The organism is Paenibacillus lentus (assembly GCF_042714055.1).
Classification (GTDB): Bacteria; Bacillota; Bacilli; order Paenibacillales; family Paenibacillaceae; genus Fontibacillus; species Fontibacillus lentus_A.
The window spans coordinates 65,355-87,056 of the sequence record NZ_JBHGVC010000017.1; the positions used below are offsets into that span (position 1 = coordinate 65,355).

Annotated in this window: 26 protein-coding genes and 2 riboswitches; of the genes, 16 read left to right on the forward strand and 10 right to left on the reverse strand. The window is 46.2% G+C overall.

Translation table 11 applies throughout. The features are described from left to right. Position 1: 1 nt before the first annotated feature. Genes ACE3MQ_RS25045 through ACE3MQ_RS25055 form a run of 3 tightly spaced genes read right to left on the reverse strand, consistent with a single transcriptional unit; the run spans position 2 to position 1,257 of the window. Positions 2-172, reverse strand: coding sequence for a hypothetical protein (locus ACE3MQ_RS25045; RefSeq protein ID WP_379397918.1), 171 nt, complete (start codon positions 170-172; stop codon positions 2-4). A 27-nt stretch (positions 173-199) separates the two neighbouring features. Then, positions 200-598, reverse strand: coding sequence for a beta-sandwich lipoprotein (locus ACE3MQ_RS25050; protein ID WP_379397920.1), 399 nt, complete (start codon positions 596-598; stop codon positions 200-202). A 14-nt stretch (positions 599-612) separates the two neighbouring features. Continuing rightward, complete coding sequence (locus ACE3MQ_RS25055; protein ID WP_379397922.1) at positions 613-1,257, reverse strand: Rha family transcriptional regulator; 645 nt, start codon at positions 1,255-1,257, stop codon at positions 613-615. A gap of 90 nt (positions 1,258-1,347) precedes the next feature. Here ACE3MQ_RS25055 and ACE3MQ_RS25060 point away from each other — a divergent pair, with 90 nt between their 5' ends. Further along, entirely contained in the window at positions 1,348-1,632 is a 285-nt protein-coding gene (locus ACE3MQ_RS25060) for a hypothetical protein (protein WP_379397924.1), read from the forward strand. 158 nt (positions 1,633-1,790) lie between these two features. Here ACE3MQ_RS25060 and ACE3MQ_RS25065 read toward each other — a convergent pair whose 3' ends face one another. Further along, positions 1,791-1,961, reverse strand: coding sequence for a hypothetical protein (locus ACE3MQ_RS25065; RefSeq protein ID WP_379397926.1), 171 nt, complete (start codon positions 1,959-1,961; stop codon positions 1,791-1,793). A 72-nt stretch (positions 1,962-2,033) separates the two neighbouring features. Between ACE3MQ_RS25065 and ACE3MQ_RS25070 the strand changes: the two genes are divergently transcribed. Beyond that, positions 2,034-2,318 (forward strand): hypothetical protein, encoded by a 285-nt coding sequence (locus ACE3MQ_RS25070; protein WP_379397928.1) that lies wholly within the window; start codon positions 2,034-2,036, stop codon positions 2,316-2,318. Here the strand turns inward: ACE3MQ_RS25070 and ACE3MQ_RS25075 are convergent. Both ACE3MQ_RS25075 and ACE3MQ_RS25080 read right to left on the reverse strand, forming a co-directional pair. Then, positions 2,293-2,523, reverse strand: a complete 231-nt coding sequence (locus ACE3MQ_RS25075) for a hypothetical protein (RefSeq protein WP_379397930.1) — start codon at positions 2,521-2,523, stop codon at positions 2,293-2,295. The two genes, ACE3MQ_RS25070 and ACE3MQ_RS25075, sit on opposite strands and share 26 nt — an antisense overlap. Positions 2,524-2,793: 270 nt before the next feature. Beyond that, positions 2,794-3,054, reverse strand: a complete 261-nt coding sequence (locus tag ACE3MQ_RS25080; RefSeq protein WP_379397932.1) for a helix-turn-helix domain-containing protein — start codon at positions 3,052-3,054, stop codon at positions 2,794-2,796. A gap of 158 nt (positions 3,055-3,212) precedes the next feature. Between ACE3MQ_RS25080 and ACE3MQ_RS25085 the strand changes: the two genes are divergently transcribed. The 6 genes from ACE3MQ_RS25085 to ACE3MQ_RS25110 all read left to right on the forward strand — a co-directional run bounded on the left by ACE3MQ_RS25085 (position 3,213) and on the right by ACE3MQ_RS25110 (position 11,046). Then, positions 3,213-3,878 (forward strand): LexA family protein, encoded by a 666-nt coding sequence (locus tag ACE3MQ_RS25085; protein WP_379397934.1) that lies wholly within the window; start codon positions 3,213-3,215, stop codon positions 3,876-3,878. Positions 3,879-3,892: 14 nt separating this feature from the next. After that, on the forward strand, positions 3,893-5,140 hold the full coding sequence (locus tag ACE3MQ_RS25090; protein ID WP_379397936.1) for a tyrosine-type recombinase/integrase: 1,248 nt from the start codon (positions 3,893-3,895) through the stop codon (positions 5,138-5,140). A 303-nt stretch (positions 5,141-5,443) separates the two neighbouring features. Further along, on the forward strand, positions 5,444-7,441 hold the full coding sequence (locus tag ACE3MQ_RS25095) for a transglycosylase domain-containing protein (RefSeq protein WP_379397994.1): 1,998 nt from the start codon (positions 5,444-5,446) through the stop codon (positions 7,439-7,441). Positions 7,442-7,526: 85 nt separating this feature from the next. Beyond that, on the forward strand, positions 7,527-8,201 hold the full coding sequence (locus ACE3MQ_RS25100) for a DNA-3-methyladenine glycosylase (RefSeq protein WP_379397938.1): 675 nt from the start codon (positions 7,527-7,529) through the stop codon (positions 8,199-8,201). Between the two features lie 240 nt (positions 8,202-8,441). Next, the gene (locus ACE3MQ_RS25105; protein ID WP_379397996.1) at positions 8,442-8,765 is read left to right on the forward strand and encodes an ArsR/SmtB family transcription factor; all 324 of its coding nucleotides are present in this window, start codon (positions 8,442-8,444) and stop codon (positions 8,763-8,765) included. Further along, positions 8,758-11,046 (forward strand): heavy metal translocating P-type ATPase, encoded by a 2,289-nt coding sequence (locus ACE3MQ_RS25110; RefSeq protein WP_379397940.1) that lies wholly within the window; start codon positions 8,758-8,760, stop codon positions 11,044-11,046. Before ACE3MQ_RS25105 ends, ACE3MQ_RS25110 begins: the two co-directional genes overlap by 8 nt. A gap of 126 nt (positions 11,047-11,172) precedes the next feature. On the opposite strand, the gene ACE3MQ_RS25115 is transcribed toward ACE3MQ_RS25110, so the two are convergent. After that, positions 11,173-11,700 carry a YwhD family protein gene (locus ACE3MQ_RS25115; RefSeq protein ID WP_379397942.1) on the reverse strand — a complete coding sequence of 176 codons (528 nt, stop codon included), beginning with the start codon at positions 11,698-11,700 and terminating at the stop codon, positions 11,173-11,175. Between the two features lie 195 nt (positions 11,701-11,895). Between ACE3MQ_RS25115 and ACE3MQ_RS25120 the strand changes: the two genes are divergently transcribed. The 6 genes from ACE3MQ_RS25120 to ACE3MQ_RS25145 all read left to right on the forward strand — a co-directional run bounded on the left by ACE3MQ_RS25120 (position 11,896) and on the right by ACE3MQ_RS25145 (position 18,084). Beyond that, complete coding sequence (locus tag ACE3MQ_RS25120; RefSeq protein ID WP_379397944.1) at positions 11,896-13,887, forward strand: M1 family metallopeptidase; 1,992 nt, start codon at positions 11,896-11,898, stop codon at positions 13,885-13,887. 251 nt (positions 13,888-14,138) lie between these two features. Then, the gene (locus ACE3MQ_RS25125; RefSeq protein WP_379397946.1) at positions 14,139-14,960 is read left to right on the forward strand and encodes a hypothetical protein; all 822 of its coding nucleotides are present in this window, start codon (positions 14,139-14,141) and stop codon (positions 14,958-14,960) included. Between the two features lie 222 nt (positions 14,961-15,182). Further along, positions 15,183-15,320, forward strand: a riboswitch (cyclic di-AMP (ydaO/yuaA leader). A 5-nt stretch (positions 15,321-15,325) separates the two neighbouring features. Beyond that, a complete protein-coding gene (locus ACE3MQ_RS25130; RefSeq protein WP_379397948.1) occupies positions 15,326-15,817 on the forward strand; it encodes a C40 family peptidase in 492 nt (163 codons plus the stop codon). A 199-nt stretch (positions 15,818-16,016) separates the two neighbouring features. After that, a riboswitch (cyclic di-AMP (ydaO/yuaA leader) is annotated at positions 16,017-16,155 on the forward strand. A gap of 4 nt (positions 16,156-16,159) precedes the next feature. Then, on the forward strand, positions 16,160-16,636 hold the full coding sequence (locus ACE3MQ_RS25135) for a C40 family peptidase (protein ID WP_379397950.1): 477 nt from the start codon (positions 16,160-16,162) through the stop codon (positions 16,634-16,636). Positions 16,637-16,981: 345 nt separating this feature from the next. After that, a complete protein-coding gene (locus ACE3MQ_RS25140; protein ID WP_379397952.1) occupies positions 16,982-17,479 on the forward strand; it encodes a GNAT family N-acetyltransferase in 498 nt (165 codons plus the stop codon). A gap of 245 nt (positions 17,480-17,724) precedes the next feature. After that, entirely contained in the window at positions 17,725-18,084 is a 360-nt protein-coding gene (locus ACE3MQ_RS25145; protein ID WP_379397954.1) for a c-type cytochrome, read from the forward strand. A 192-nt stretch (positions 18,085-18,276) separates the two neighbouring features. Here ACE3MQ_RS25145 and ACE3MQ_RS25150 read toward each other — a convergent pair whose 3' ends face one another. Together ACE3MQ_RS25150 and ACE3MQ_RS25155 are read right to left on the reverse strand one after the other, a co-directional pair. Next, positions 18,277-18,582, reverse strand: a complete 306-nt coding sequence (locus ACE3MQ_RS25150) for a 4a-hydroxytetrahydrobiopterin dehydratase (RefSeq protein WP_379397956.1) — start codon at positions 18,580-18,582, stop codon at positions 18,277-18,279. A gap of 228 nt (positions 18,583-18,810) precedes the next feature. Next, a complete protein-coding gene (locus ACE3MQ_RS25155) occupies positions 18,811-19,104 on the reverse strand; it encodes a hypothetical protein (RefSeq protein ID WP_379397958.1) in 294 nt (97 codons plus the stop codon). Between the two features lie 193 nt (positions 19,105-19,297). Between ACE3MQ_RS25155 and motA the strand changes: the two genes are divergently transcribed. Both motA and motB read left to right on the forward strand, forming a co-directional pair. Next, the gene (gene motA / locus ACE3MQ_RS25160; RefSeq protein ID WP_379397960.1) at positions 19,298-20,101 is read left to right on the forward strand and encodes a flagellar motor stator protein MotA; all 804 of its coding nucleotides are present in this window, start codon (positions 19,298-19,300) and stop codon (positions 20,099-20,101) included. After that, positions 20,085-20,894 (forward strand): flagellar motor protein MotB, encoded by an 810-nt coding sequence (gene motB, locus ACE3MQ_RS25165; protein ID WP_379397962.1) that lies wholly within the window; start codon positions 20,085-20,087, stop codon positions 20,892-20,894. The genes motA and motB overlap by 17 nt, the downstream gene beginning before the upstream one ends. A gap of 73 nt (positions 20,895-20,967) precedes the next feature. Here the strand turns inward: motB and rluF are convergent, their stop codons facing one another. Continuing rightward, positions 20,968-21,672 (reverse strand): 23S rRNA pseudouridine(2604) synthase RluF, encoded by a 705-nt coding sequence (gene rluF / locus ACE3MQ_RS25170; RefSeq protein WP_379397964.1) that lies wholly within the window; start codon positions 21,670-21,672, stop codon positions 20,968-20,970. Between the last annotated feature and the right edge of the window lie 30 nt (positions 21,673-21,702).

A 21,702-nucleotide genomic window follows, 5' to 3' on the forward strand; every position in this document is an offset into this window, starting at 1 on the left:
ATTACCCCCTCGGTATTTGCTGCTGAAGCTCGTCCAACACTGCAAGCAGTTCATCATTCCCGGCGTAGAAACGTTTGGAACGGTCGATAAAGTCTTGAATCAATGCCTCGCTTTCCTTGCGATCAATCAAGCGTTGGAACGCAACTCTTAACACTTCTTCCTCTTGGTTCATTGGCTTGTACCTCCCCTCGATATCTGATCAATCGCCGTTAACTCTTAGGTCAATGTCAGGCATGATGGTTTGTGGCTTAAACGTGACGCGGTAATGATAGGCACTAACACTTACTGGTTCCAGTTGCTCCGCAAAATAAGTAACATTGTCCGACAAGCCTAGGAAATGTTTCTTGAATTCGTCATCCCCCGTCTTGCACGTTACGGTTACCTGTTTAGACCGATCATCCCCATTTCCCAATGAGCAACGCCCCTCGATGGTCAGCAAGTAGGTGTCGGTGATCCCGTTGTAAAACACAATCCGTCTATCGATCTCAAAATTGTCAGCGGCCTTGGATAAGTTGTTCGAGGCGATATCAGCATCTGTACAAGCACTTAGGGTTATTGCCAAACCTATTAAAATTGATAAAAGTGAAATTTTCCTCACGTTATACGCTCCCTCTAACCAGCTCGCCGGATCGGAACCCAAGCAGCAACGTAATTAAGCACTACTTGTAAATCTTGGCGGCGAATATCCTTGTAACTCGGGACTTGCCAGCGGTCTTTAATCTCCCGGTGTAGCTGCCTGAATAGCACGCCGCGTTCCGCTTTGTTTGGTTCGATGCTGCATACCTTTTTAGCGATTGCTTGCTGCAGACGCCGTTGCTGTCCGCTGTCGAGCGTGATTTGGTTCTCTACCTTGTGTTCTAGGTCGTCCACACGCTCAACGATCATTTCTTGACTAGCTAATAAGTTATGTGTCGCTTGCATGAGAGCCTTGACCTGATCGACTGGACGATTGTTCAGTTGCTCCCGCATCTGCCCAAATGCTTTGATGTACATTTCCTTGAAGCGAGCAGCTTCCTTGCCTGTGTAGCCCATTGCCAAAAACGAGAATCCATCCTGAGTAAGGATGTATTTCTGTTGATTCCGATTACGCTTGTCCCTGTATTCAATGAGTCCAAAATTGGACTGATGAAATTCTTGGCTGCAATCCAAGTAGTGTATGTCCCGCATTACATGTTTGTGTTCCTTGCCGAATACTTCTGCCACTGTCAAACTGTCTGTTACCGTCTTTCCGTCTTGGATAAAAACTAATTGATCCACATAATCATTCCTTTCTAATAGGATTTGTGCGCTCCCTGTCGAATAATTGAAGTGTCATGATTACCATTCTTAAAAGAGAGGAGTTCTAAAATGTTTGATGATGTCATGAAAACCAAAAGTGATTTTTATGACAAATGCCCATGTGCAACAAAAATACTTGAGTTTGTTGATAGTATCGATGACAGTGATGTGCGTTGGTTTTTTCATATTGGTTACTGTCATTTTGACGAAAATAGATATGCAATCATTTTCAAGTCATATGACATGCCAGAATATGAAGATTATGTGCTATCGGTTGAAGCTACATATAACGACGATGATTACATTCTCCGAATCGTTAAAAAGGTAGATAATCTTTTAACCAGTAACGAATAGATGTTTTTTTCTCAACCTCACATTTGACTAACAATTTTCGGTTCTTACTGTCTGCTACCTCAATGCGGAAACAGTCTGAACCTTTTTCAGTTACAAATACCGTGACTTCCTTACCGATCATTTTTTTTATTAACCAGACCCTTAATCGGTTCATTTTATTACTCCTTTCCCGTAATAGCTTTTACTGCATCCTCGATCGTAGCGTAAGAATGTCCCTCACCCAGCGGTGGAACGATAATGTAGTCGTGGCAATCGTCTTGCCCGGCACCATCTAACACTTTGATTTCGAAGCCTCTAGTGCGTAGCACGGTTTTCCATTGCTTTGTCATTTCATTACTCCTCCCTAGTAGGACTTGTAGGTTCTCCTGTCGAATATTTTTATATTGAAAGGAGGTGTGAAGATGTTAATAAAAACATCAAACTACCATGATTTTTTAGAACTTGTAGTATCAGTAAAAAATACAACCGACGATCAAGGGATAATTCTTTATTCTAGAAATGAAGTCGATCCGCCAATTTCGTTTTCAAACAACGATACTGGAAAACAATTACTAATAAGTCTCTTGTTTTGCTCCGCAACGATGGATGTTTATTTCGTAAAACGATTCACCATAAAAGAATTCTCAAGTATAAAACTAAACCCCGATACATCAGTTTCTGCTATTGATGTTCATGGTGACATTTAAGAAGTATCTTTAATTCCTGCACTTTGAGTAGTTGATCCGTAATTTCAGCTACTCTATTTGTAGGTATGCTTCCGATGTTTCCTGACTCTATGTTTTTCTTAACTACCTTCTCTAATGCGTCTAAGCATTGATTCAAGATGTTTTCTGCCCGTTGAATGTTAGATTCCACTTCCGTCATTTCATTTTTTTTGAGTGATTTTTTCATTTTCATTACTCCTTTCTATTTAGTGGCAGTTAAGCGGAGTGTATTCTTCCTCGCCTCACCGTCTCATCCCACCACTTTAAGAATTCGTCTCTTTGTGAGTAGAGCGATTTACCGATTTTGAATGATGGAATGCCACCACTTTTCGGATGTTTATTCATTAGGTCGTAGACAGTCCGCAATTTTATGTTTGTAAACTCATGGATGTTATTTGCAGTTAAATTGTTCGGAAGCTCTTCTCTAGAAATCATAGAGTTCATCCCCTTTCTTAAACTAAGATGCAGACATTTTATTTCTAATCCGAAAAAATTCGGATTTCTTACCGAAAAAAATTTGTTCTTTCGGTATTCCATAAACTTCATACACCCTCAGCATGAACGTCCTCGATACTCGTGTTGAATCTTGTTCGTACTTCCACAATGTGTCCCTATGGATATTGAACTTTTTTGCCGCTTCAACCAATGTATACCCACAGTTAATTCTAGCTGCTTCAAGAGTTAACATTAACTCCGTCAACATTGTATCGTCCGACATTTTCTCTCCTCCTTATGTTTGGCTTTTGTTGACAACTTAATGATATCCGATTTTTTTCGGATCGTCAACCGAATTATTTCGGATTTTTTCCTTTATTTTTCGGTTTAAATCGGATATAATGAGCATTAGATGAAATGATAATTTAAGGAGTGGGCGTTTTGGAGCGTGGAAAACATACTGAGTTTGAAATGAAGTTAAGAGAAAGTATTGCCTTAAACTTGAAATCTTTACTCATCGAGAAGAAAATGACTCAAAAAAAGCTAAGTGAAATAACAGGTATACCCACTAGTACAATTTCTGATTATTTAAATAAAAAATCTCTTGCACTTCCCGGAAACGTTCAAAAATTATCTTTGGCATTAGGTGTTCCTAAGAAAAGAATTGACCCAAGCTTTGGAGAAAATATTGAACTGCCAATTCCTTCACCGATCACTAAGGTGCCCTTAGTTGGGATGATATGTGCTGGAAACGGTCTTTTAGCAGATCAAAATATAGAAGAATATGTTTTATATCCCTTCCCGGGAAAAAAGCAACCTGACTTCGCATTGAGAGTCAAAGGTGACAGTATGATAAACGCCGGTATAGAAGATGGCGATGTAGTGTACTTTCGCAAAGCACCTTGGGCGGAAAATAACGGACAAATCGTCGCTGTTATTGTTAACGACCAAGAGGAAGGGATGCTAAAAAGAATTAAATGGACTGAGGGATCGCCAGCAATTAGCCTGGTTCCAGAAAATGATAAATATGAAATCAAGGAAGTATACCCAAATGAAATAACTATATGTGGATTATACATGGGTCACTTTAAAACAATAGATGAGTAAAGAGGTGAAACACAATGCCTTACGTTAGAAAGCGCGGCTGCAAGTGTGAGAATAAGAAAAAATGTAAATGTGGAGCAACTTGGTCGTTCACTGCCAATTGTGGAACCGATCCTGTCACCGGAGAACGAATCCAAATACCGGGTAGTGGATATAAAACTAGACAAGAAGCTTGGGATGCCTGTGTAGAAATTGAATTGCAATATAAAAAAGGTACATATGTCAAAGGGAAGAAAGTTAGTTTTAGAGAATTTTCAGAGGATTGGCTAAAGCATTATCAATCAATCGGAGGAGTATCTGATGGCACTGTCGATATTCGTCGCAACGCAATTAATCGGATGTTAAAGCATTTCGATAAAGTTCAAGTCCATCAAATAACTACTAAAATGTATCAAGACATGTTGATTAAAATGAAAGAGCCTGGAGGAAAAAACGATGAAGAAGGTTATGCACAAGAGACGCTGATAAGCACGCATAATACTGGACAAATGATGTTTGAATGGGGAATTATTCACGGTTACACTAGACATGATCCTACTAAGCAATCAAAATTGCCGCGAGAAGACACTCAATACGAAGTTGGCGAGGAAGAGGAAGAGTTACCGAAGTTCCTTGAAAAAGAGGAACTGGCTAAATTTCTTAAAGTAGTTGAAGAATACGGTACTTTTAAAGACTATGTTGCATTTTACACTTTGGCCTATACTGGAATTAGGATCGGGGAGTTATCGGTGTTATGCGAAGAGGATCTCTTTAAAGATAAATTACAACTGAGAATTAATAAGACGGTCTATAACGGGAAGTGCAATGCCAAGAAGTTTAAACTTAAAAAGCCTAAAACAAAAAAATCTAGACGAATAATTGATATTGATGAAACTGTAGTGATGTTATTGGAAAAGCAAATAGTCAAGCAAAAGGAAATTAAAATGTCTATGCGAAACATTTACTACGATAAACATAATTTCATTTTTGCTAATTCCGAAAGAAATCCAGGATACCCAGAACACAGAAATCGATTTGTAAGGCGAATGAGAAAGTACTTAAGCAAAGCAAAGTTAAGCGAAGAATTAACCCCGCACTCACTCAGACACACACATACCTCCTTGCTGGCCGAAGCTGGTGTAAGCTTAGAGGCGATCATGGATAGACTTGGTCATAAAGACGACAATACCACCAGATTAATATATCTGCACGTTACTAAAAAAGTGCGAAAAGAAGCCTCTCAAAAATTCGCTGAGCTTATGAGGGGCGTTAATTTAAAGTCATGAGTGGGCAAAATGTGGGCAAAGCAATAAATATTCAGTAAAAAACCCTTGTGTATCAAGGGTTTTTGTCCTTTAAACAAAACAAATTTGATTATATTAAAACAAGGTGAAAATGCAACTATTTAGGTAAATCTGCAAAAATGACTTCCCCCCATGCTGTAGGCCATGAATATCTCCTCCAAACTTTCCCATACTTAACAATAGCCGTATCGTTGCGGACAGTAATGAAGATTGGAGGTGATACTTGCTATGCAAAGACTTGTCCGAAGCAGCAGACGGGGGTCACGCCGCGGTAAATTTTTTATAATGAAATGGCTGCTCATCTGCGGATTAACTGGATTGATAGCTATCGGCACACTTCTATTCTACCTATATCAAACTGATCTGCCGCTCGCTTACTCTGACCGAAACTCACAGCTTCTCAGCCGCGAGGGGGAGGCGATTGCCGTCTTCTCCAGCACGGATCGTAGCCGTTCGAATGTAACGCTGAATCATATCTCCCCTTACCTGATCCAGGCGACGCTGGCTGTGGAGGATCGGCAATTCTATGAGCATTTCGGCTTTGATCTGAAAGGAATGGCCCGAGCTGTTCTCGTGAATCTAAAAGAAATGAATAAAGTGCAAGGTGCTAGTACATTAACGCAGCAGCTCGCACGTAACCTATATTTGTCGCATGAACGCACCTGGTCGCGAAAGCTTAAGGAAGCAATGTATACCGCGCAGCTGGAAATGAAGCTCGATAAAGATAATATTTTGAAAATGTATTTGAACGAAATTTACTACGGGCACGGCGCCTACGGAATTGAGGCAGCAGCTCAGATGTATTTCGGCAAAGCCGCTGAGCAGTTAAGCTTGGCCGAAAGCGCCATGTTGGCCGGCGTACCCAAGGGGCCTACTTATTATTCCCCCTTCAATCAAATGAAGAATGCGAAGGATCGTCAACGCCTCGTGCTGAACGCCATGGTGGAAACGGGCAGTATCACTGAGCAGCAGGCGAAAGAAGCCTACGAGGAAATACTCCATTTCAAATCCCAAAAGCTGCGGACGACCGGAGATAAAGCTCCTTACTTTCGCGACTACGTCCGTAATATCGTCATCCGGGAGCTTGGCTTCGATGAAAGCCTGCTTGAGCATGGCGGGCTTAAAATATACACGACCTTGGATCTGGAAGCACAGCAGGCGGCCGAGGCGGCTGTAACCAGCGAGATTAAGAATTCACCGGAGCTGGAAGCCGCTCTGATCTCCATTGACCCGCGAAACGGCCATGTTAAGGCTCTTGTCGGCGGCGTGAATTATGTGCAAAGCCAATATAATCATGTCTTCGCGACTACCCGTCAGCCCGGGTCTACCTTTAAGCCGATTATGTACTTGTCGGCCTTGTCCTCTCGCAAAATGACGAGTGCCAGCAAGTTCTCCAGCCAGCCGACTTTGTTTCACTATGATAATAACCGGAAGACGTACAGTCCCAAAAACTTCGGGGATAAATATTTAGGCGATATCGATATGCGTCAGGCCATTGCCGCCTCGGACAACATCTACGCCGTGAATACGATCCTGACGGTCGGAGCCGATCAGGTGATTGAGCTCGGTCGGCGGATGGGCATCACGAGCCCCATGAATGCGGTACCTTCCTTGGCGCTTGGCACATCACCCGTTAGTCCGTTTGAAATGGCTACCGCGTTCGGGGTGATCAGTAATCAAGGAAAACAGGTTAAGCCCGTTGCCGTCTTAAAAATCACGGATGACGAGGATCGCGTGTTATATGAAGCTCCTTCTCCAGCAGCTGAGCAGATCGTGGAACCCGCCGCAGCCTATGTAATGACCCATTTGCTAGAGAGCGTATTCGAAGCGGGGGGAACAGGAAATCGCGTATCAGCGGAGATCAAGCGTCCGGTCGCAGGCAAGACGGGTACGACAAGCACCGATGCCTGGCTGGTGGGCTTCACCCCCGAGCTGTCCACGGCCGTCTGGATCGGCTATGACAAAGGGAAGACCCTGGGTACAGCTGAATCACGAAAGGCTGCGCCCATCTTCGCCAAATATACGGAGAAGGCGTTGGAAAAGGTACCGCCGAAAATTTTCCCCATTCCCGATGGGGTCGTGAGTGTATATCTCGATCCTGCAACAGGGAAGCTAGCGACCGAGGACTGTCCGGACAAAAAGCTGGAGGTATTTATCGAGGGCACCGAGCCGACAGAAGCGTGTGATGAACACGGGAAAAAGGAGCCTGAGCCGATTCCTGTCGAAGATAAACCAGAAAGCCGTTCCTGGTGGAGTGACCTGAAACGCTGGTGGATGGACTAGGAGTAGGGCATGCTGTAACATGAGAGATATCCTCATTCGACACTCAAAACGTATAAATGACGTATAGATAAGGAGATCTCTAACCATGAGCTTGTCATTTTCTCAATATCAAGAGGGATCGCCGCTTCCCCCTGCATTCTACGAGGTGCCGGCTCTGGAAGCGGCCCCACGATTGCTCGGACATACGCTTGTACGCCGTACCGAAGACGGACATATTCGCTGCCGGATTGTGGAGACCGAGAGCTACGGCGGTATAGAGGACAAAGGAAGCCACGCCTATGGCGGACGAAGAACGGCAAGAACGGAAGTGATGTTCGGTGAAGGAGGCGCAGCCTACATTTATCTCATTTATGGCATGTACCATTGCCTGAATGTCGTCACCGGCGCTATGAATGATCCGCAGGCGGTGCTCATTCGTGCCGTAGAGCCTTTAACCCCGGACGATGAAGCTTTGATGCGTAAATACCGAAATGCTGCAGCAAAGAAGCCCGTCGATTTATCCGGCGGCCCCGGCAAGCTATGCCGCGGGCTCCGCATCGACAAATCGCTGAACGGCCAGTCCCTCATGGAGCTGGATGGTCCGTTATGGATAGAAGCGGGGCGGCCGCTGAAGAATGAGACGATCATGCAGTCGCCACGGATCAATATTGCTTATGCTGAGGAGTATGCTGCAAAGCCTTGGCGATTTTTTCTGCGGAATCACCCGTATGTTCCTCTTCTCGATAAAAATATGACGGTATTTAAAGAATTTGGAGAATAGCTGGCAAATAGCCCCCTTAAAATGCGCCAAATAGGCGCCTTTTTTGCGTTCTGCGGCTAATTGCTATACACATTCAAGCGAACATTTGAATAATATAACCAGCAAGAGTATACTATACTCAAACAATCAAACAAACGATTGAATGTTTTTTCTCAATTTTTAGGAGGTTCTTTACATATGACAAATTCCATACCTGTAGTCCAAGCTGAAGTATGCGGGCATTCCCATGTGCACAGTGATATGGCAGCAGAGCTGCGGAGAAGCCTCATCGAGGAGGACATCGTCGGCATGGCGCAGATGTTCAAAGCACTTTCCGATCCGAATCGTATGAAGATCGCCTACTTATTGCAGCAGAAGGAGGAGCTATGCGTTTGCGATGTCGCCTTGATTCTTGACAGCTCAGTCGCTACAGCATCTCATCATCTACGCTTATTGAAGCAAATGGACATAACCAAGTCGCGTAAGGAAGGTAAGAACGTATTCTACTCACTGAAGGATCACCATATCCACACGTTAATCACAATGACGCTGGAACACCAGAAGGAGAAGAATTGCCATGAGTAAATTCCCTGCTGCTTCAGACAAAGATCAGGCCGTTTCCCAAGTTGAATATCGTATTCAGGGTCTCTCTTGCGCTAACTGCGCCCGAGAAATGCAGGAGGAAATCCAGAAGCTCGAGCACGGTCAAACAGCATCTATTCTATATAATAGCGGCCGGCTCCTCATTTCCCCTAAAGTGGATCTAACCCGGGTCAAGGGAATACTTAAACGCGATGGAGCTACCCTGATTCCACCACAGGGACGGAGAGACGGCCGTATCTCCGGAGGAGATATTCACGGACATCAGCATGAGCAAAGCCATGTACATGGTCATGAGCACGGCGATGGACATAGCCATCTAGACAGCCGCGGTGAGGAACACAGCCACGGCCATGGCCATTCCCATGAGCATGGTGACAATCGCCTAGGGAAATGGCTGCTTGGCATAGCTGCGGCTTTATATATAGCGACTTTCATTTTTGATTCCATCATGCCGGGCAGCGTCCTCATTATCATGTATCTGTCTTCCATTGCTCTCAGCGGTTATTCGACTTTTGTTCGTGGACTCCGTAACCTGACTCGCCTGAAATTCAATATGGACACGCTGATGACAGTAGCCATGGTTGGCGCCGTATTGATCGGTGAATGGAAGGAAGCTACGCTGGTCGCCATTTTATTCGGTTTGAATGAATTGCTTGAGGGGTACGGAATGAACCGGGCCCGCAAATCGATGGAGGCGCTGCTAAGCGCCGCTCCGAAGCAAGCCGTTCTCCTTACAGGAGACGGTGAGTTAACTGTACCGATTGCCAGCCTAAACATCGGCGATATGGTTCTGGTACGCGCAGGTGAGAAAATACCGTCTGACGGAACGATTATCGAAGGGCATAGCGCCGTAAATGAGGCGGCAATCACTGGTGAATCCATCCCGGTGCCGAAAGAGCCGGGACATGGCGTCTTCGGCGGCAGCGTCAATACGGATGGCCTATTAAAAATACGAATCGATAAGGCCTACGAGGACTCTTCCCTCGCCCGAATCATGCATCTTGTGCAGGAGGCCCAGGATACGAAGACGCCAACGGAATTGTTCATCGATAAATTTGCCAAATACTATACACCTGCAATTATGATCATAGCTGCCCTTGTCGTTCTCATTCCCCCTCTACTGCTCGGACAGCCATGGATGAAATGGGTCTACGAAGGACTCGCTATTCTCATCGTCGGGTGCCCGTGCGCTCTCGTGCTCTCCTCGCCTATTGCACTGGTCAGCGGAATGACGAGATGCGCTAGAAACGGAGTGCTTGTTAAAGGCGGAGTACACTTGGAGCAGCTTGGCAAAATCAATGCTGTCGCCTTCGATAAAACGGGAACTCTAACGTTAGGCCAGCCTTCTGTCATGAAGGAATTCGTATACGATGCGGATCGCTTCCATAGCATTTCTGCAGCCATGGAAGCAGGTTCCCTGCATCCGCTCGCCAAAGCCATCGTCCGGCAAGCGGAGGCTCAAGGAATTTCAAGCACAGCTCTGCCTGAGCCTACTGAGCTTGTAACGCTCCCCGGTATCGGCTTGTCAGCGGAGATTGAGGGTGTTCGCTACTGGGCTGGAAGTGAGGAAATATTGGGGAAAATCTCGCTGGAGGAACACTTGCGCCAACAAGTCCTGAATGATCTTCATCATCTCAAAGCAGCGGGATTCACTGTTGTTCTAGTTGCCGATCACAGCAGCGTGCTTGGCTTGTACGGGCTGGCTGACGAGCTCCGACCGGAAAGCCCGGACGTTATTGCCGAGCTGCATCGAAACGGCATAGCCCACACGGTCATGCTCACGGGCGACCACGCCGAATCCGCCAAAGCCATTGCTTCTCAGGTAGGCGTAACCGATTGGGCCGCCGGACTGCTTCCAGAGCAAAAGGTGGAGCGGGTTCGTGAGCTGTCCGGAAGCTGGAATGTGGCCATGGTCGGAGACGGCATTAATGACGCTCCCGCGCTTGCCGCCTCAAGCCTGGGGATCGCCATGGGCAAAGGCACGGATACGGCGGTAGAAACCGCTGATATTGTGCTCATGCAGGATCACCTTGGCAAGCTGCCCGGCGCCATTAAAATCGCTAGACAGGTAAGCCGCGTCATCGTCTGGAATATCGGAATTTCGCTGACCTTGAAGCTGATCGCCCTGCTATTGACGATTCCAGGTTGGCTCACTCTCTGGATCGCCGTCATGTCCGATATGGGGGCTACGATCGTTGTAACGCTGCTGGGGCTTACCGTTCTGCTTGGCAGAGACACGCCGGCCTATCGTTCAACAAGCTGAATGTCAGCAGGGAACCCTTTCTTTTTAAAAGAAAACAAAAGCACACGTCTGGTTGAGGGTATCTCCTTAACCATCGTGTGCTTTTTTTCAGTTGCCATTGTATGGACTAGCTTTTCAATTCCGTTTCTATTCAGAATCCAAGGCCGCCTTCAGCTCATCTGAGGACTTCTCCCACCATTCTTCATTGGTTTCCACCAGGAGCTTTTTAAGAGCCGCCTTCTGTTCTGCACCTAGTCCATCCAAGATGATCTTGCGCTTAAGGGCATAATCCATCTTGTTGACATGGTCGGCAAGGATTTTCCATCCCCGGCGAGCTTCCGTATCAATCCACATTTCGCACGCAGTCATTCCGCCATAGAATTGTCCTGCTTCCGGTGTACGGTCTACGGCTACCCATACGATCCATACCTGACGGCCATTAGGAACATCCTCCCGATTCGTCGAGAACTTGATGCCCTTCTCTACTTTACTCTTAGCATGCATGGCGCCGATATCGATATATGCTTCGCCACCGTCAATGATTACGGGTGACATGCTGTTCAAATCAATGGAGCCCGCGCCGAACCCTTTATGCTTGCTCTTGTCGTCATTACTAATAATATTTAAGGCAAATATCTTCTTCCCTGTCTTTTGCGACGTATCTTTATTATCCATAATTCCCTCCACCTGGCTTGGGGTGATTGCTGTTCATGGCTGAAAGCTGAAGCCCAAGGCAGTTTTTGCGTGATATATTTCCATTAGAGACGGCTTGTTCCTCCGACGTATACATTAATTTTATTTTAGCTAATAATCTCCCAAATGCAAACATATACATGCTGTAGATGCTTGTCAACAGGAGGTATCCATTGAATGACCCGTCGAACTTTTATCGTGAGTATTTCTATTCTTATCATGTGTCTTTTAGGCGGCTCCATAATGTACATGCTTCTTTCAGACCATCCAATCGCTCCCTCACTCGCATCCCATCAGCAGGGCAACCCCGCCGTAATGAAGGCTCCCTCTCCCCAGCAAGCGGAGAGCATACAGCAGCCGACGGCAGAAATACTTAGCAACCGGGTTACAGAATACCATATTGACGTCAAGCTGAATGAGCAAGAGAGAACGCTGACCGGCACCCAAACGCTATCCTGGACCCATCCCGGGAAAAAAACGCTGAATGAGCTGTATTTTCATCTATATCCCAATGCGTTCGCCTCCTCAGAAACCACCTTTATGAAAGAATCCGGCGGACGCTTGCGCAGCGACATTATGCCAAAAGACGGGTGGGGCTCCATGGAATTGACCGATATCCGAACGATGGACGGCATTTCTCTCCTCCACCGCGTTCAATATGTCCAGCCTGATGATGGAAATGCGAATGACAGGACGCTTGCGAAAGTGCGGCTGCCGAGGTCGGTTCAAGGTGGCGAGAGCATTACGCTCAAAATTGATTTCACCGTAAAGCTGCCGAAAATATTCGCCAGAATGGGTACGGCCGGCGACTTTGTAATGGCTGGCCAATGGTTCCCCAAGCTGTGCGTATATGAACCCGTCTTTAGAAGAGGAAGAAGTACAGAGGGATGGAACTTGCACCAGTACCACGGAAACTCGGAATTCTATTCCGACTTCGGCATATACAGCGTAAATATTGATGTTCCCAGTGAATATACCGTAGCGGCTACAGGGTTCCCGACCAAGCCGGCGGTACAACGGGGCGAACGTAAAATCGTTCAATATTACGCTGACGATGTGCATGATTTCGCCTGGGCTGCTTCGCCAAATTTTGTCTACGCGGAAGAGCCCTTTTCATCGGCAGAGGTTCCCGGGGTTCGGATCAAGCTTTATCTAGATCCTGCCCACCAAGATTTGAAGGATCGATATTTCTACGCAGCCAAGGTTGCTTTATCCAACTTCAGCAGGTGGTACGGAAGCTACCCGTACTCCACTTTATCCATCGTCGTGCCTCCGGCCGACGGCAACGGGGCAGGAGGCATGGAGTATCCAACGCTAATTACGGCATTTGGAGCCGCCAGTGAATCCCCTGGCTATGATGAGCTGGAGCGTACCGTGATCCATGAAATCGGGCATCAGTTTTTCTATGGAATGGTAGCCAGCAATGAATTCGAAGAAGCCTGGCTTGACGAAGCCTTTACCTCCTATGCCGAGGATCGTTTAATGGAGCAGGAGTTTGGAATCACGACCAGTCTGCCTATCCAAGCCGCATTAATTCACAATCCCAAGCCACTGACACAGCCCTCTTGGGAATTCGGCTCAGCGGATATTTATGCGAAGAATGTCTATCACCGCGGCAAGCTCGTACTGCTGGATATCGAACGTCAAATCGGCACTAAAACCATGAACCGCACCCTCTCTCTCTATGCTCGCAAGTATCGATTCAAGCATCCTACCACGGCAGACTTTCAACGGGTATTGGAGCAAACGACGGGGCGCACTTGGAAATCGTACTTCGATCAGTATATATACGACGGAAAAATGGCGGACTATGCCATAGAGAACATTACCATCCTCAAAGTTCAGCAGGACAATGAAATGCTCTACGAATCGATGGTAGATATCAAGCGGAAGGGCGGAACTCATCCGAAGGTACCAATTCTCTTCACTTTCCAAGACGGGCACACGGTTCGCAAGGTATGGAACGGGGAAGAGGAGCAGCTGCAGTTAAAGCTTCGCTATAAAGAACCCCTCGCTTGGGCCATGCTCGATCCGGATTACACGTTAGTGCTGGAAAACAAGCATATCAATAATTACTTTAAAGCTAGCATCGATGAAAAGGTCAGCACCCGCTCTAACGTCAGTGTAACGAAGCTACTGGAAATGCTGATCGGTTCGTTCCTGTGGTAAGTTTTGTTCGGAGCTTATTCAGGGCGGTATCGCTCACAAAACCAGGCTTATGCTTTCGGAGTAAGTTTTGTTCGGAGCCTATTCAGAGCGGTGTCGCTCACAAAACCAGGCTTATGCTTTCGGAGTAAGTTTTGTTCGGAGCCTATTCAGGGCGGTGTCGCTCACAAAACCAGGCTTATGCTTTCGGAGTAAGTTTTGTTCGGAGCCTATTCAGGGCGGTGTCGCTCACAAAACTTTTAGGAGGGAATATCATGCCCTATATTCGCAATGGGTGGAGCAGCGTCAAAAGACAGTTCCCCTCCGTCATCATTTTGTTCCTGTATCAATTGCTTTGGGGTGTCTTTCTATATCGACTGGTCAATACGGCTGTAGTTCAAATGCTGCATCGATTTCCAAATCCCCCGCCCCATGATTTAAGCCGGATTCTGTTTATGATCGAAGGACAGACGAGATTCTGGCAAATTCCCGAAGTTCATCTTTACATATGGATCCTGGTCGGGATGATCCTTCTGCGGCTGCTATTAACTCCTCTGATTCATGCCGGCATACTGTACGGACTACTTCCTGCAGAGGAACGTTCAGCCGGCCTCCCGCTGTTCCGAGGCATACAGAAGTTCTGGAAGCCCGTTGCTCTATTCTATTTCCTGGAGCTTATCTTGATTCTTATTCCTACGCTGTGGTTGCTGCCCAAAGCATATGCCTCTTTGTCCCCCCTTCTTCAAGGAGGCAGCTACATTTCAGCTTTCCTGATCGCCATGGGTTATATTGTTGGCTGGCTCGGCTATAGCTGGTTCGTACGCCAAACTGTGCTTTTCGTGCAATTTGGCTACTTATTTAAAAGCAATGCCTGGCCGTCCCTGCTGGTTTGCTGGAAGCATCTCTTACCCGGTCTCGGCATCTCCGTCATTCTCGCCGTCTCTTGTTCTATAATTTTTATTCTATTCGGCACGATATCCTGGATGATGACCGGTCTGCTGGCACTTATTCTACAGCAAGCATATCCATTCTTCCGCAGCGTTTTCAAAATATGGAAAATAAACTCGCAATATTGTCTATGGCAACAAAAAAGTTAAAATTTCTTCATCTTGTCGGCTCCCTAGAGCCACAAGGCCTCCGTGCTTGCACGGGGGCCTTATTCTATAGCTTGCTATATAATTCTCGCAATTTAACCATTGCCAAATGGTGCCTGCCTTGTTACAATAACAACAGTACTTTTAAAGTAACAGATTTGTAATCAATTCTGTCATAATTAACAGCAATGTATAACATAATTGTCGAATATGTCAAACACGGTGTTAAAATTATAGCCGAATTCCCTTCACCGGGGAAACGGGGGAACCACTTTGGGTGAATTGATCTCGCTTCAGAGGGATCATAGGGAACCTTCAAACCGAATCCTTAAGCTAACCTCGTAGGCATTGGAAGGAGCATAACTTCTTTGAAGAAAAAGTTAGCCGTAGCAGCGTTAAGTTTTTCCATTCTATTCTCTCTAGGAGCTGGCAGCGCTTTCGCTGACTCCAAGCTGGAGACGGCCGTTGAATCGGCTCTAGGAACGAAATATGTATCCGGCGGTACAACCACCGATGGATTTGATTGTTCTGGATTTACCAGTTACGTATTCAAGAGTCTCGATATCAAGCTTCCTCGTACATCGGGATCCCAATATAATATGGGTACAGCCGTCGAGAAGGGTGAGTTGAAGGCCGGAGATCTCGTATTCTTCAACACTTCTGGCAAAGGAGTATCCCACGTTGGTGTTATGGTCGACGGTGAGAGCTTTGCTCACGCTTCTACTAAGAAGGGCGTAATCATTAGCAAATTAAGCGAAGATTATTATGTCAAGCGCTATGTCGGTGCCAAACGCGTTATGAGTACTGACAAATATGAAGCTGTTGCAGAAGATAGCCAAGATCATGATGATGTAGAATAATATACGTCCAAAAGACCTGTAGAGATTCCTCCAGAATCCACCTGCAGGTTTTTTTATTTCAAAAGGGATTGGATAGCTTTACCAGCGAATAAGCCGCTGGGCTAAACTTGCAAAAGTTGGCCTCTTTTGTTAGAATAACCAAAGTAATAAGTAACAAAGTTGTCATTATTGATGTAAAGTCGTTTCGTTTCGGGTGCATATCACTAGATCGCCGAATTCCCGGCACCCGGGAGACGGGGGAACCATTTATGGGTGAATTGATCTCGCTTCAGAAGAGATGATAGGGAACCTTCAACCGAATCCTTAAGCTAACCTCGCAGGCATTGGAAGGAGTTATACAACTTGAGAAAGACTTTGACAGCAGCGGCGACGAGCTTGGCTATCCTTTTCACGATGGGAACAGCAAGCGCATACGCGGACTCGGACACTACGTTGAACAAGACCGTTAACGCGGTTTACGGCACACCTTACAAACTCGGCGGAACTACCGCAAGCGGCTTTGATTGCTCGGGATTTACAAGTTACGTCTTTAAGAAAATGGGTGTTAAGCTGGCGCGCGTCTCGTCGGCCCAGTACAAGCAGGGTACGCCTGTTGCGAAAGATCAGTTGCAAGAAGGAGATCTCGTATTTTTTAATACGACCGGTAAAGGAGTATCTCATGTCGGCATTTATATCGGCGATGGAAAATTCGCCCATGCCTCTTCTTCAAAAGGGATTCGCACCGACAAATTAAGTAACAGCTACTACAAGAAACGCTATGTTGGAGCGAAACGGATTTTGAGCAAATACGGCTATTCTACCCATGCTGCACAATCCTAATCATTCTTTCCACTTCATGTCTACTGCTTTTGCTTAAGCTGCCGCGACGATTCCTGCCAGAATTGTGGCGGCTTTTTCTTGCGCTTCGTTCCTTCTACCTTATTAACGAAACAGAAAGGAAAAAGGTTGCATCCCTATATGCCCTTGGCCCTATTTTTTTATCTCCTTGCGATAAACCGTTTTCACCATAAGAGGGATAAACATTTCGCTAAAAACACCTTCCTCCTAAAAACATCACCATTAGAGCCTTTACAATAAAATAAAATCCCGTTACAGTGGTGGTAAAAAGATCGCGCCGGAAAAGTTCCATGGCACGGCATTCCTATTTGTACAAGGAGGCGCAAGATGGATAAACGAGAAATTCAGTTTCAGATCGTTCCTATGGAAGAGCACCATGGGGAAGCAATTAGTACTTGGCGCTATGACTCTCCCTATGATATCTATAGCTGGCTACCTTGGGAACAAATGAAGGCTCTTGATGTTGAATTCGGCAATCCGGCATTGCGGGCCGAGCAATATGTATCCGTTCTGGACGGGGAAGGCAATCTGGCGGGATTCGCCCAGTATTTTCCCATGGAGAATGTGACAAGACTTGGAATCGGCATGAGACCGGATTTATGCGGTCATGGGCTGGGTAAGTCGTTTGTATTGACGATTGTAAAAGAGGGGCAACGACGTGCACCATCCAACGTGATTGATCTTGAAGTGCTTACCTGGAATACGCGAGCTATTCGGGCTTATCAGAAATCAGGCTTCGTCATTACCGACCTGTACGAGAAAATGACCCCCGGTGCTATATCCAAACCGTATTACTGCATGGTATACCGCGGTGAACGATTATAGCTTGGGCTGCAAAGGGTCTGAGAGCGCCTGTGAGGCGATCTCAGACATTTACTTGCCATAGGATTAGACTTTTACTAAGGAACGCTGCACAACCCCATTGCGGCGCGCTGTGACGATGCTCATATATATTGTGCAATTTGAGCATTTATACGCGGAATTCGTTGCTTTTTTTGTCACAAATGCTATGATCAAATAGCATGTTCCGTTATAATAATAAGGTAGCTTACATAGGAGGGACGATTGGAATGCAAAAGTGGGTTATGAGCGGGCTATTCTTTGTCGCGTGTGCATTAGCTCTAGTGCTTATGTTTACTTTACCCGGTAAAGATCAGGTCGCACAGGAAAATAAGACGCAAATGCCTGAAGTCACATTAAACGCAGAGCAAGCCGAAGCCGTCATCAAAGCCAACTGCATTAGCTGTCACGGGGATCAATTGGAAGGCTTGGCTGGGCCTAATCTGCAAAACATCGGCGCCACCATGTCGACTGAACAGCTTTACAAGGTAATCGCGAAGGGTAAGGGCTCCATGATGCCTGGCTTCAAAGATAAGCTCCAGGACGAGGAAATTGCAAACGTCGCACTCTGGCTTGCCGAGAAAAAATAATTAAGCATAAGAAAACGCTTATCGACGTACTTTCTTTAAGAGCCAGACCGCGATCAGCCGTAGTTTTGCGATTATAGAATTGTTCGTATAGCCGAGAACTTATAAATTCTATAATCCTAATAAAGACACGCCCACCAGGAAATTAAAGTTCCTGGTGGGCGTGTCCCGTATTCGGCCAATGTATCCCGGTTCCTAAACCTTTTGGGATGGGCTCATCTTATCGAATGCCTCATTATACTGCTCAGCTTCCTTAATATCTATGGCCGTGATTCCACCTGCTTCCCATGATGTCAACCGAAGCGTAACCGTCTTGTAATCGATCGTAATAAAAGGATGATGGTTAAAAGCCTCCGAGATTGCCGCCACCTCATCTACAAAGGCTATGCCCTTCATAAATTCGGAAAACGTATATTTGCGAACAATCCAACGTCCCTCTTCCAGCTCCCATCCTTCTAATTTTTCTAAATGCGCCTCAACTTCTTGTGGTGTAAACGGCATATTATTTCCTCCCTGTTCTTTTTCAAGAACTCCAAAGACTATGTAGTACGTCCCTTGTACCATTAAATGCACGCAGCTTTATTTGGTAAGTTGTAATTATACTTTTTGATTATTGTTATTCTTCGCGAACCCTATTCATGCATACCGCCAAGAGATATTATTAGATATATCTAATCTCATATTTTACCACGCCCAAAGGCACATGCAAAATCTTTTGAATTAATTCTCTTATATCAGCTTTACCGAGGTCAGTTCCTCTTCCCCAATTAACACATTGATCCGATGCGCTTCCGAATCATATATCACCACCGCGCTTCCCACAGTGATCACCGGCTCAGAACCGAGTCCAAAAAATAAATCCTCGGCTAAAGCCTCAAGGACTTCATGCCGTTCTTCACCTGACAGTCCCTCCCATTCGGCAGGCTCCATCTCAAAGAAAACATAACAATCCGGTATACGGCCAACAGCCTCCGTAAAATCCGCCAAAATAAATTCATATTCCCTTCCGTGCTTTACTCCCACGGGCGATTCGCTCCCTTCACGATCTCCTAAAATAGGCCATTGTCTTATTATAAACGAAAATACCACTTAAAAAAAAAAGGATTTCTGTCGATAAAAAATATAACCGTTTATTTATTGAATGGTTCCGGTCTTTTCGCAAGGATGCTTAAGGACAAAAGCATGGTTTCAATTTATCTCAAGGACGAGGTGTATAATGGAAATTTCATCACTCATCGGTATTATTCTCGGTTTAGTCGCCGTTGTTCTGGGGATGTTCCTTAAAGGAGCTCCGATCGTCAACTTGGTTAACAACCCGGCGGCGTACGTCATTATTTTGGTGGGAACCGCAGCGAGCCTCTTTATAGGCTTCCCTTCTTCCGAATTAAAGAAGATTCCAAAGCTATTCAAGAAATTGTTCGTTAAGCAAAAAATGATTAGCAAGGCAGAGCTCATCTCGCTCTTTATGGAATGGGCTACGGTCACCCGACGTGAGGGGCTTCTGGCGCTCGAATCCAAGGTCGAGGAGATTAATGACGATTTTCTGCGCAACGGTATGCGCATGATCATTGATGGCAATGACCAGGAGTTTGTCAGCGATGTCCTTGCTGAAGATATTGCGGCTACCGAAGAACGGCATCGGGCAGGTGCGCTCATTTTCTCTCAAGCCGGGATGTATGCTCCGACCCTCGGGGTACTTGGAGCCGTTATCGGGCTGATCGCTGCCCTCGCAGATATGTCCGATATGGATTCATTAGCTCATGCTATTGCAGCCGCCTTCGTCGCGACTCTACTCGGTATATTCACGGGTTATGTTCTATGGCATCCTATTGCTAATAAGCTGAAACGACTTTCCAAACAGGAAATTGAAATCCGCCTTATGATGGTGGAAGGGCTATTGTCCATCCAGTCTGGTGTCTCAACGATTGCCATCCAACAAAAGCTGGCTGTATTTCTGACTCCATCGGAGCGCGCCGGTCTATTAGACAAGGTAGGTGAATCCGGTGAGCAAAAAGACTAGGCATGAGCCCCACGAGGAGCATGCTGACGAATCCTGGCTGATTCCCTATGCGGATCTTATGACGCTTCTGCTAGCTCTATTTATCGTTCTGTATGGCATGAGCGCTACCGATGCCAAGAAATTCGAAGAAATGAGCGAAGCCTTCAGCAGCGTCCTTACCGGCGGCATTGGCGTGCTCGATCAGAACGCCTTCAACAGCAATAGCAAGAACTTCAATAGCGATAACCTGATACCTAAAGATTCATCAGAAGGCTTAATGAGAAAAAACGAGCTTATGCGCAAAGAGCAGGAAAATCTTGAAGGCCTCAAGAAACGTCTGGACAATTACATCAAAGATAATGGATTGACGACGCAGCTCGACACGCAGCTTAATCATTCTCGCCTTATGATTACGATTAGCGATAACGCCTTATTCGCCTCAGGCGACGCGGAAGTGAAGCCGGAGGCACGCAAGCTCGCTAAGGCCATTTCTACGATGCTGGAGCAATTTCCGGACTATGAGGTCGTCGTCTCTGGACATACGGATAATATCCCGATCTCTACCAGCCAGTTCCCTTCGAACTGGGATTTAAGCTCCGGACGCGCTTTGAATTTCATGAAAATCCTGCTGCTTAACGATACGCTGGATCCGAAGAAGTTCAGCTCGACCGGTCAGGGCGAGTATCACCCCGTTGCTTCCAACAAGACTAGCGAAGGGCGTGCCAAGAACCGCCGCGTTGAAGTATCAATTATCCGTAAATACCAAGAAGAATCGAAAACCGGCATTCCGGCGATTAACAATACTTCACCATAATTACTTGCGCTTTATGAAACAATCAGGCCCGCTTAGAGGCCTGATTGTTTTTTTATTAAGCTGGCGCTTATTCTTATTGGAGATCATAGTTCAATGCTGCTCCGAGCTCCTGCTTCTCCTGTGGCGTCAAATCCCGCCAATCCCCCGTCGGTTGGTTGCCTAAATGAATATTCATAATTCGAATACGCTGCAGCTTTCGTACCTCGTAACCAAGTGCGCTGCACATCCGGCGGATTTGGCGATTCTTTCCTTCGGTCAGTATGATCCGGAACACCCGATCCGTCATTCGTGTCACCTGGCAAGGCCTGGTCATCGTGCCTAGAATTCGTACTCCTTCACTCATAGCTTTAAGAAAAGAGGGCGTAATGACCTTGTCCACCGTAACGATGTATTCCTTCTCATGCCGTCCCTCGGATCGCAAGATTTTATTGACGATATCCCCATCGCTAGTAAGCAGTATTAAGCCTTCCGAATCTTTATCGAGACGGCCGATAGGAAAGATGCGTTCCTCATGCCCGACGAAATCGACGATATTGCCCCGGATATGCTGCTCCGTTGTGCTCGTGATCCCCACCGGTTTGTTGAGGGCAATATATACGTGCTTGGATGTCTTCAAGGTAAGCGGCTTCCCGTTAATCCGCACGTCGTCCCCCTTCTCGGCTTGACTGCCGAGGACGGCTGGTTCCCCGTTAATCGTAACTTGACCGGACTCCACTAGCTTGTCCGCCTCTCGCCTAGAGCAATACCCTGTTTCACTAATAAATTTGTTGATTCTCACCTTTGATGTCACCCCGTCTATGCTATCTCT

Bases quoted from the DNA above. Each gene is read 5' to 3' on its own strand.
- ACE3MQ_RS25045 (WP_379397918.1), bottom strand. From the start codon at position 172: ATGAACCAAGAGGAAGAAGTGTTAAGAGTTGCGTTCCAACGCTTGATT.
- ACE3MQ_RS25060 (WP_379397924.1), top strand. From the start codon at position 1,348: ATGTTTGATGATGTCATGAAAACCAAAAGTGATTTTTATGACAAATGC.
- ACE3MQ_RS25065 (WP_379397926.1), bottom strand. From the start codon at position 1,961: ATGACAAAGCAATGGAAAACCGTGCTACGCACTAGAGGCTTCGAAATC.
- ACE3MQ_RS25070 (WP_379397928.1), top strand. From the start codon at position 2,034: ATGTTAATAAAAACATCAAACTACCATGATTTTTTAGAACTTGTAGTA.
- ACE3MQ_RS25075 (WP_379397930.1), bottom strand. From the start codon at position 2,523: ATGAAAAAATCACTCAAAAAAAATGAAATGACGGAAGTGGAATCTAAC.
- ACE3MQ_RS25080 (WP_379397932.1), bottom strand. From the start codon at position 3,054: ATGTCGGACGATACAATGTTGACGGAGTTAATGTTAACTCTTGAAGCA.
- ACE3MQ_RS25090 (WP_379397936.1), top strand. From the start codon at position 3,893: ATGCCTTACGTTAGAAAGCGCGGCTGCAAGTGTGAGAATAAGAAAAAA.
- ACE3MQ_RS25095 (WP_379397994.1), top strand. From the start codon at position 5,444: ATGAAATGGCTGCTCATCTGCGGATTAACTGGATTGATAGCTATCGGC.
- ACE3MQ_RS25100 (WP_379397938.1), top strand. From the start codon at position 7,527: ATGAGCTTGTCATTTTCTCAATATCAAGAGGGATCGCCGCTTCCCCCT.
- ACE3MQ_RS25105 (WP_379397996.1), top strand. From the start codon at position 8,442: ATGGCAGCAGAGCTGCGGAGAAGCCTCATCGAGGAGGACATCGTCGGC.
- ACE3MQ_RS25110 (WP_379397940.1), top strand. From the start codon at position 8,758: ATGAGTAAATTCCCTGCTGCTTCAGACAAAGATCAGGCCGTTTCCCAA.
- ACE3MQ_RS25115 (WP_379397942.1), bottom strand. From the start codon at position 11,700: ATGGATAATAAAGATACGTCGCAAAAGACAGGGAAGAAGATATTTGCC.
- ACE3MQ_RS25120 (WP_379397944.1), top strand. From the start codon at position 11,896: ATGACCCGTCGAACTTTTATCGTGAGTATTTCTATTCTTATCATGTGT.
- ACE3MQ_RS25125 (WP_379397946.1), top strand. From the start codon at position 14,139: ATGCCCTATATTCGCAATGGGTGGAGCAGCGTCAAAAGACAGTTCCCC.
- ACE3MQ_RS25140 (WP_379397952.1), top strand. From the start codon at position 16,982: ATGGATAAACGAGAAATTCAGTTTCAGATCGTTCCTATGGAAGAGCAC.
- ACE3MQ_RS25145 (WP_379397954.1), top strand. From the start codon at position 17,725: ATGCAAAAGTGGGTTATGAGCGGGCTATTCTTTGTCGCGTGTGCATTA.
- ACE3MQ_RS25150 (WP_379397956.1), bottom strand. From the start codon at position 18,582: ATGCCGTTTACACCACAAGAAGTTGAGGCGCATTTAGAAAAATTAGAA.
- motA (WP_379397960.1), top strand. From the start codon at position 19,298: ATGGAAATTTCATCACTCATCGGTATTATTCTCGGTTTAGTCGCCGTT.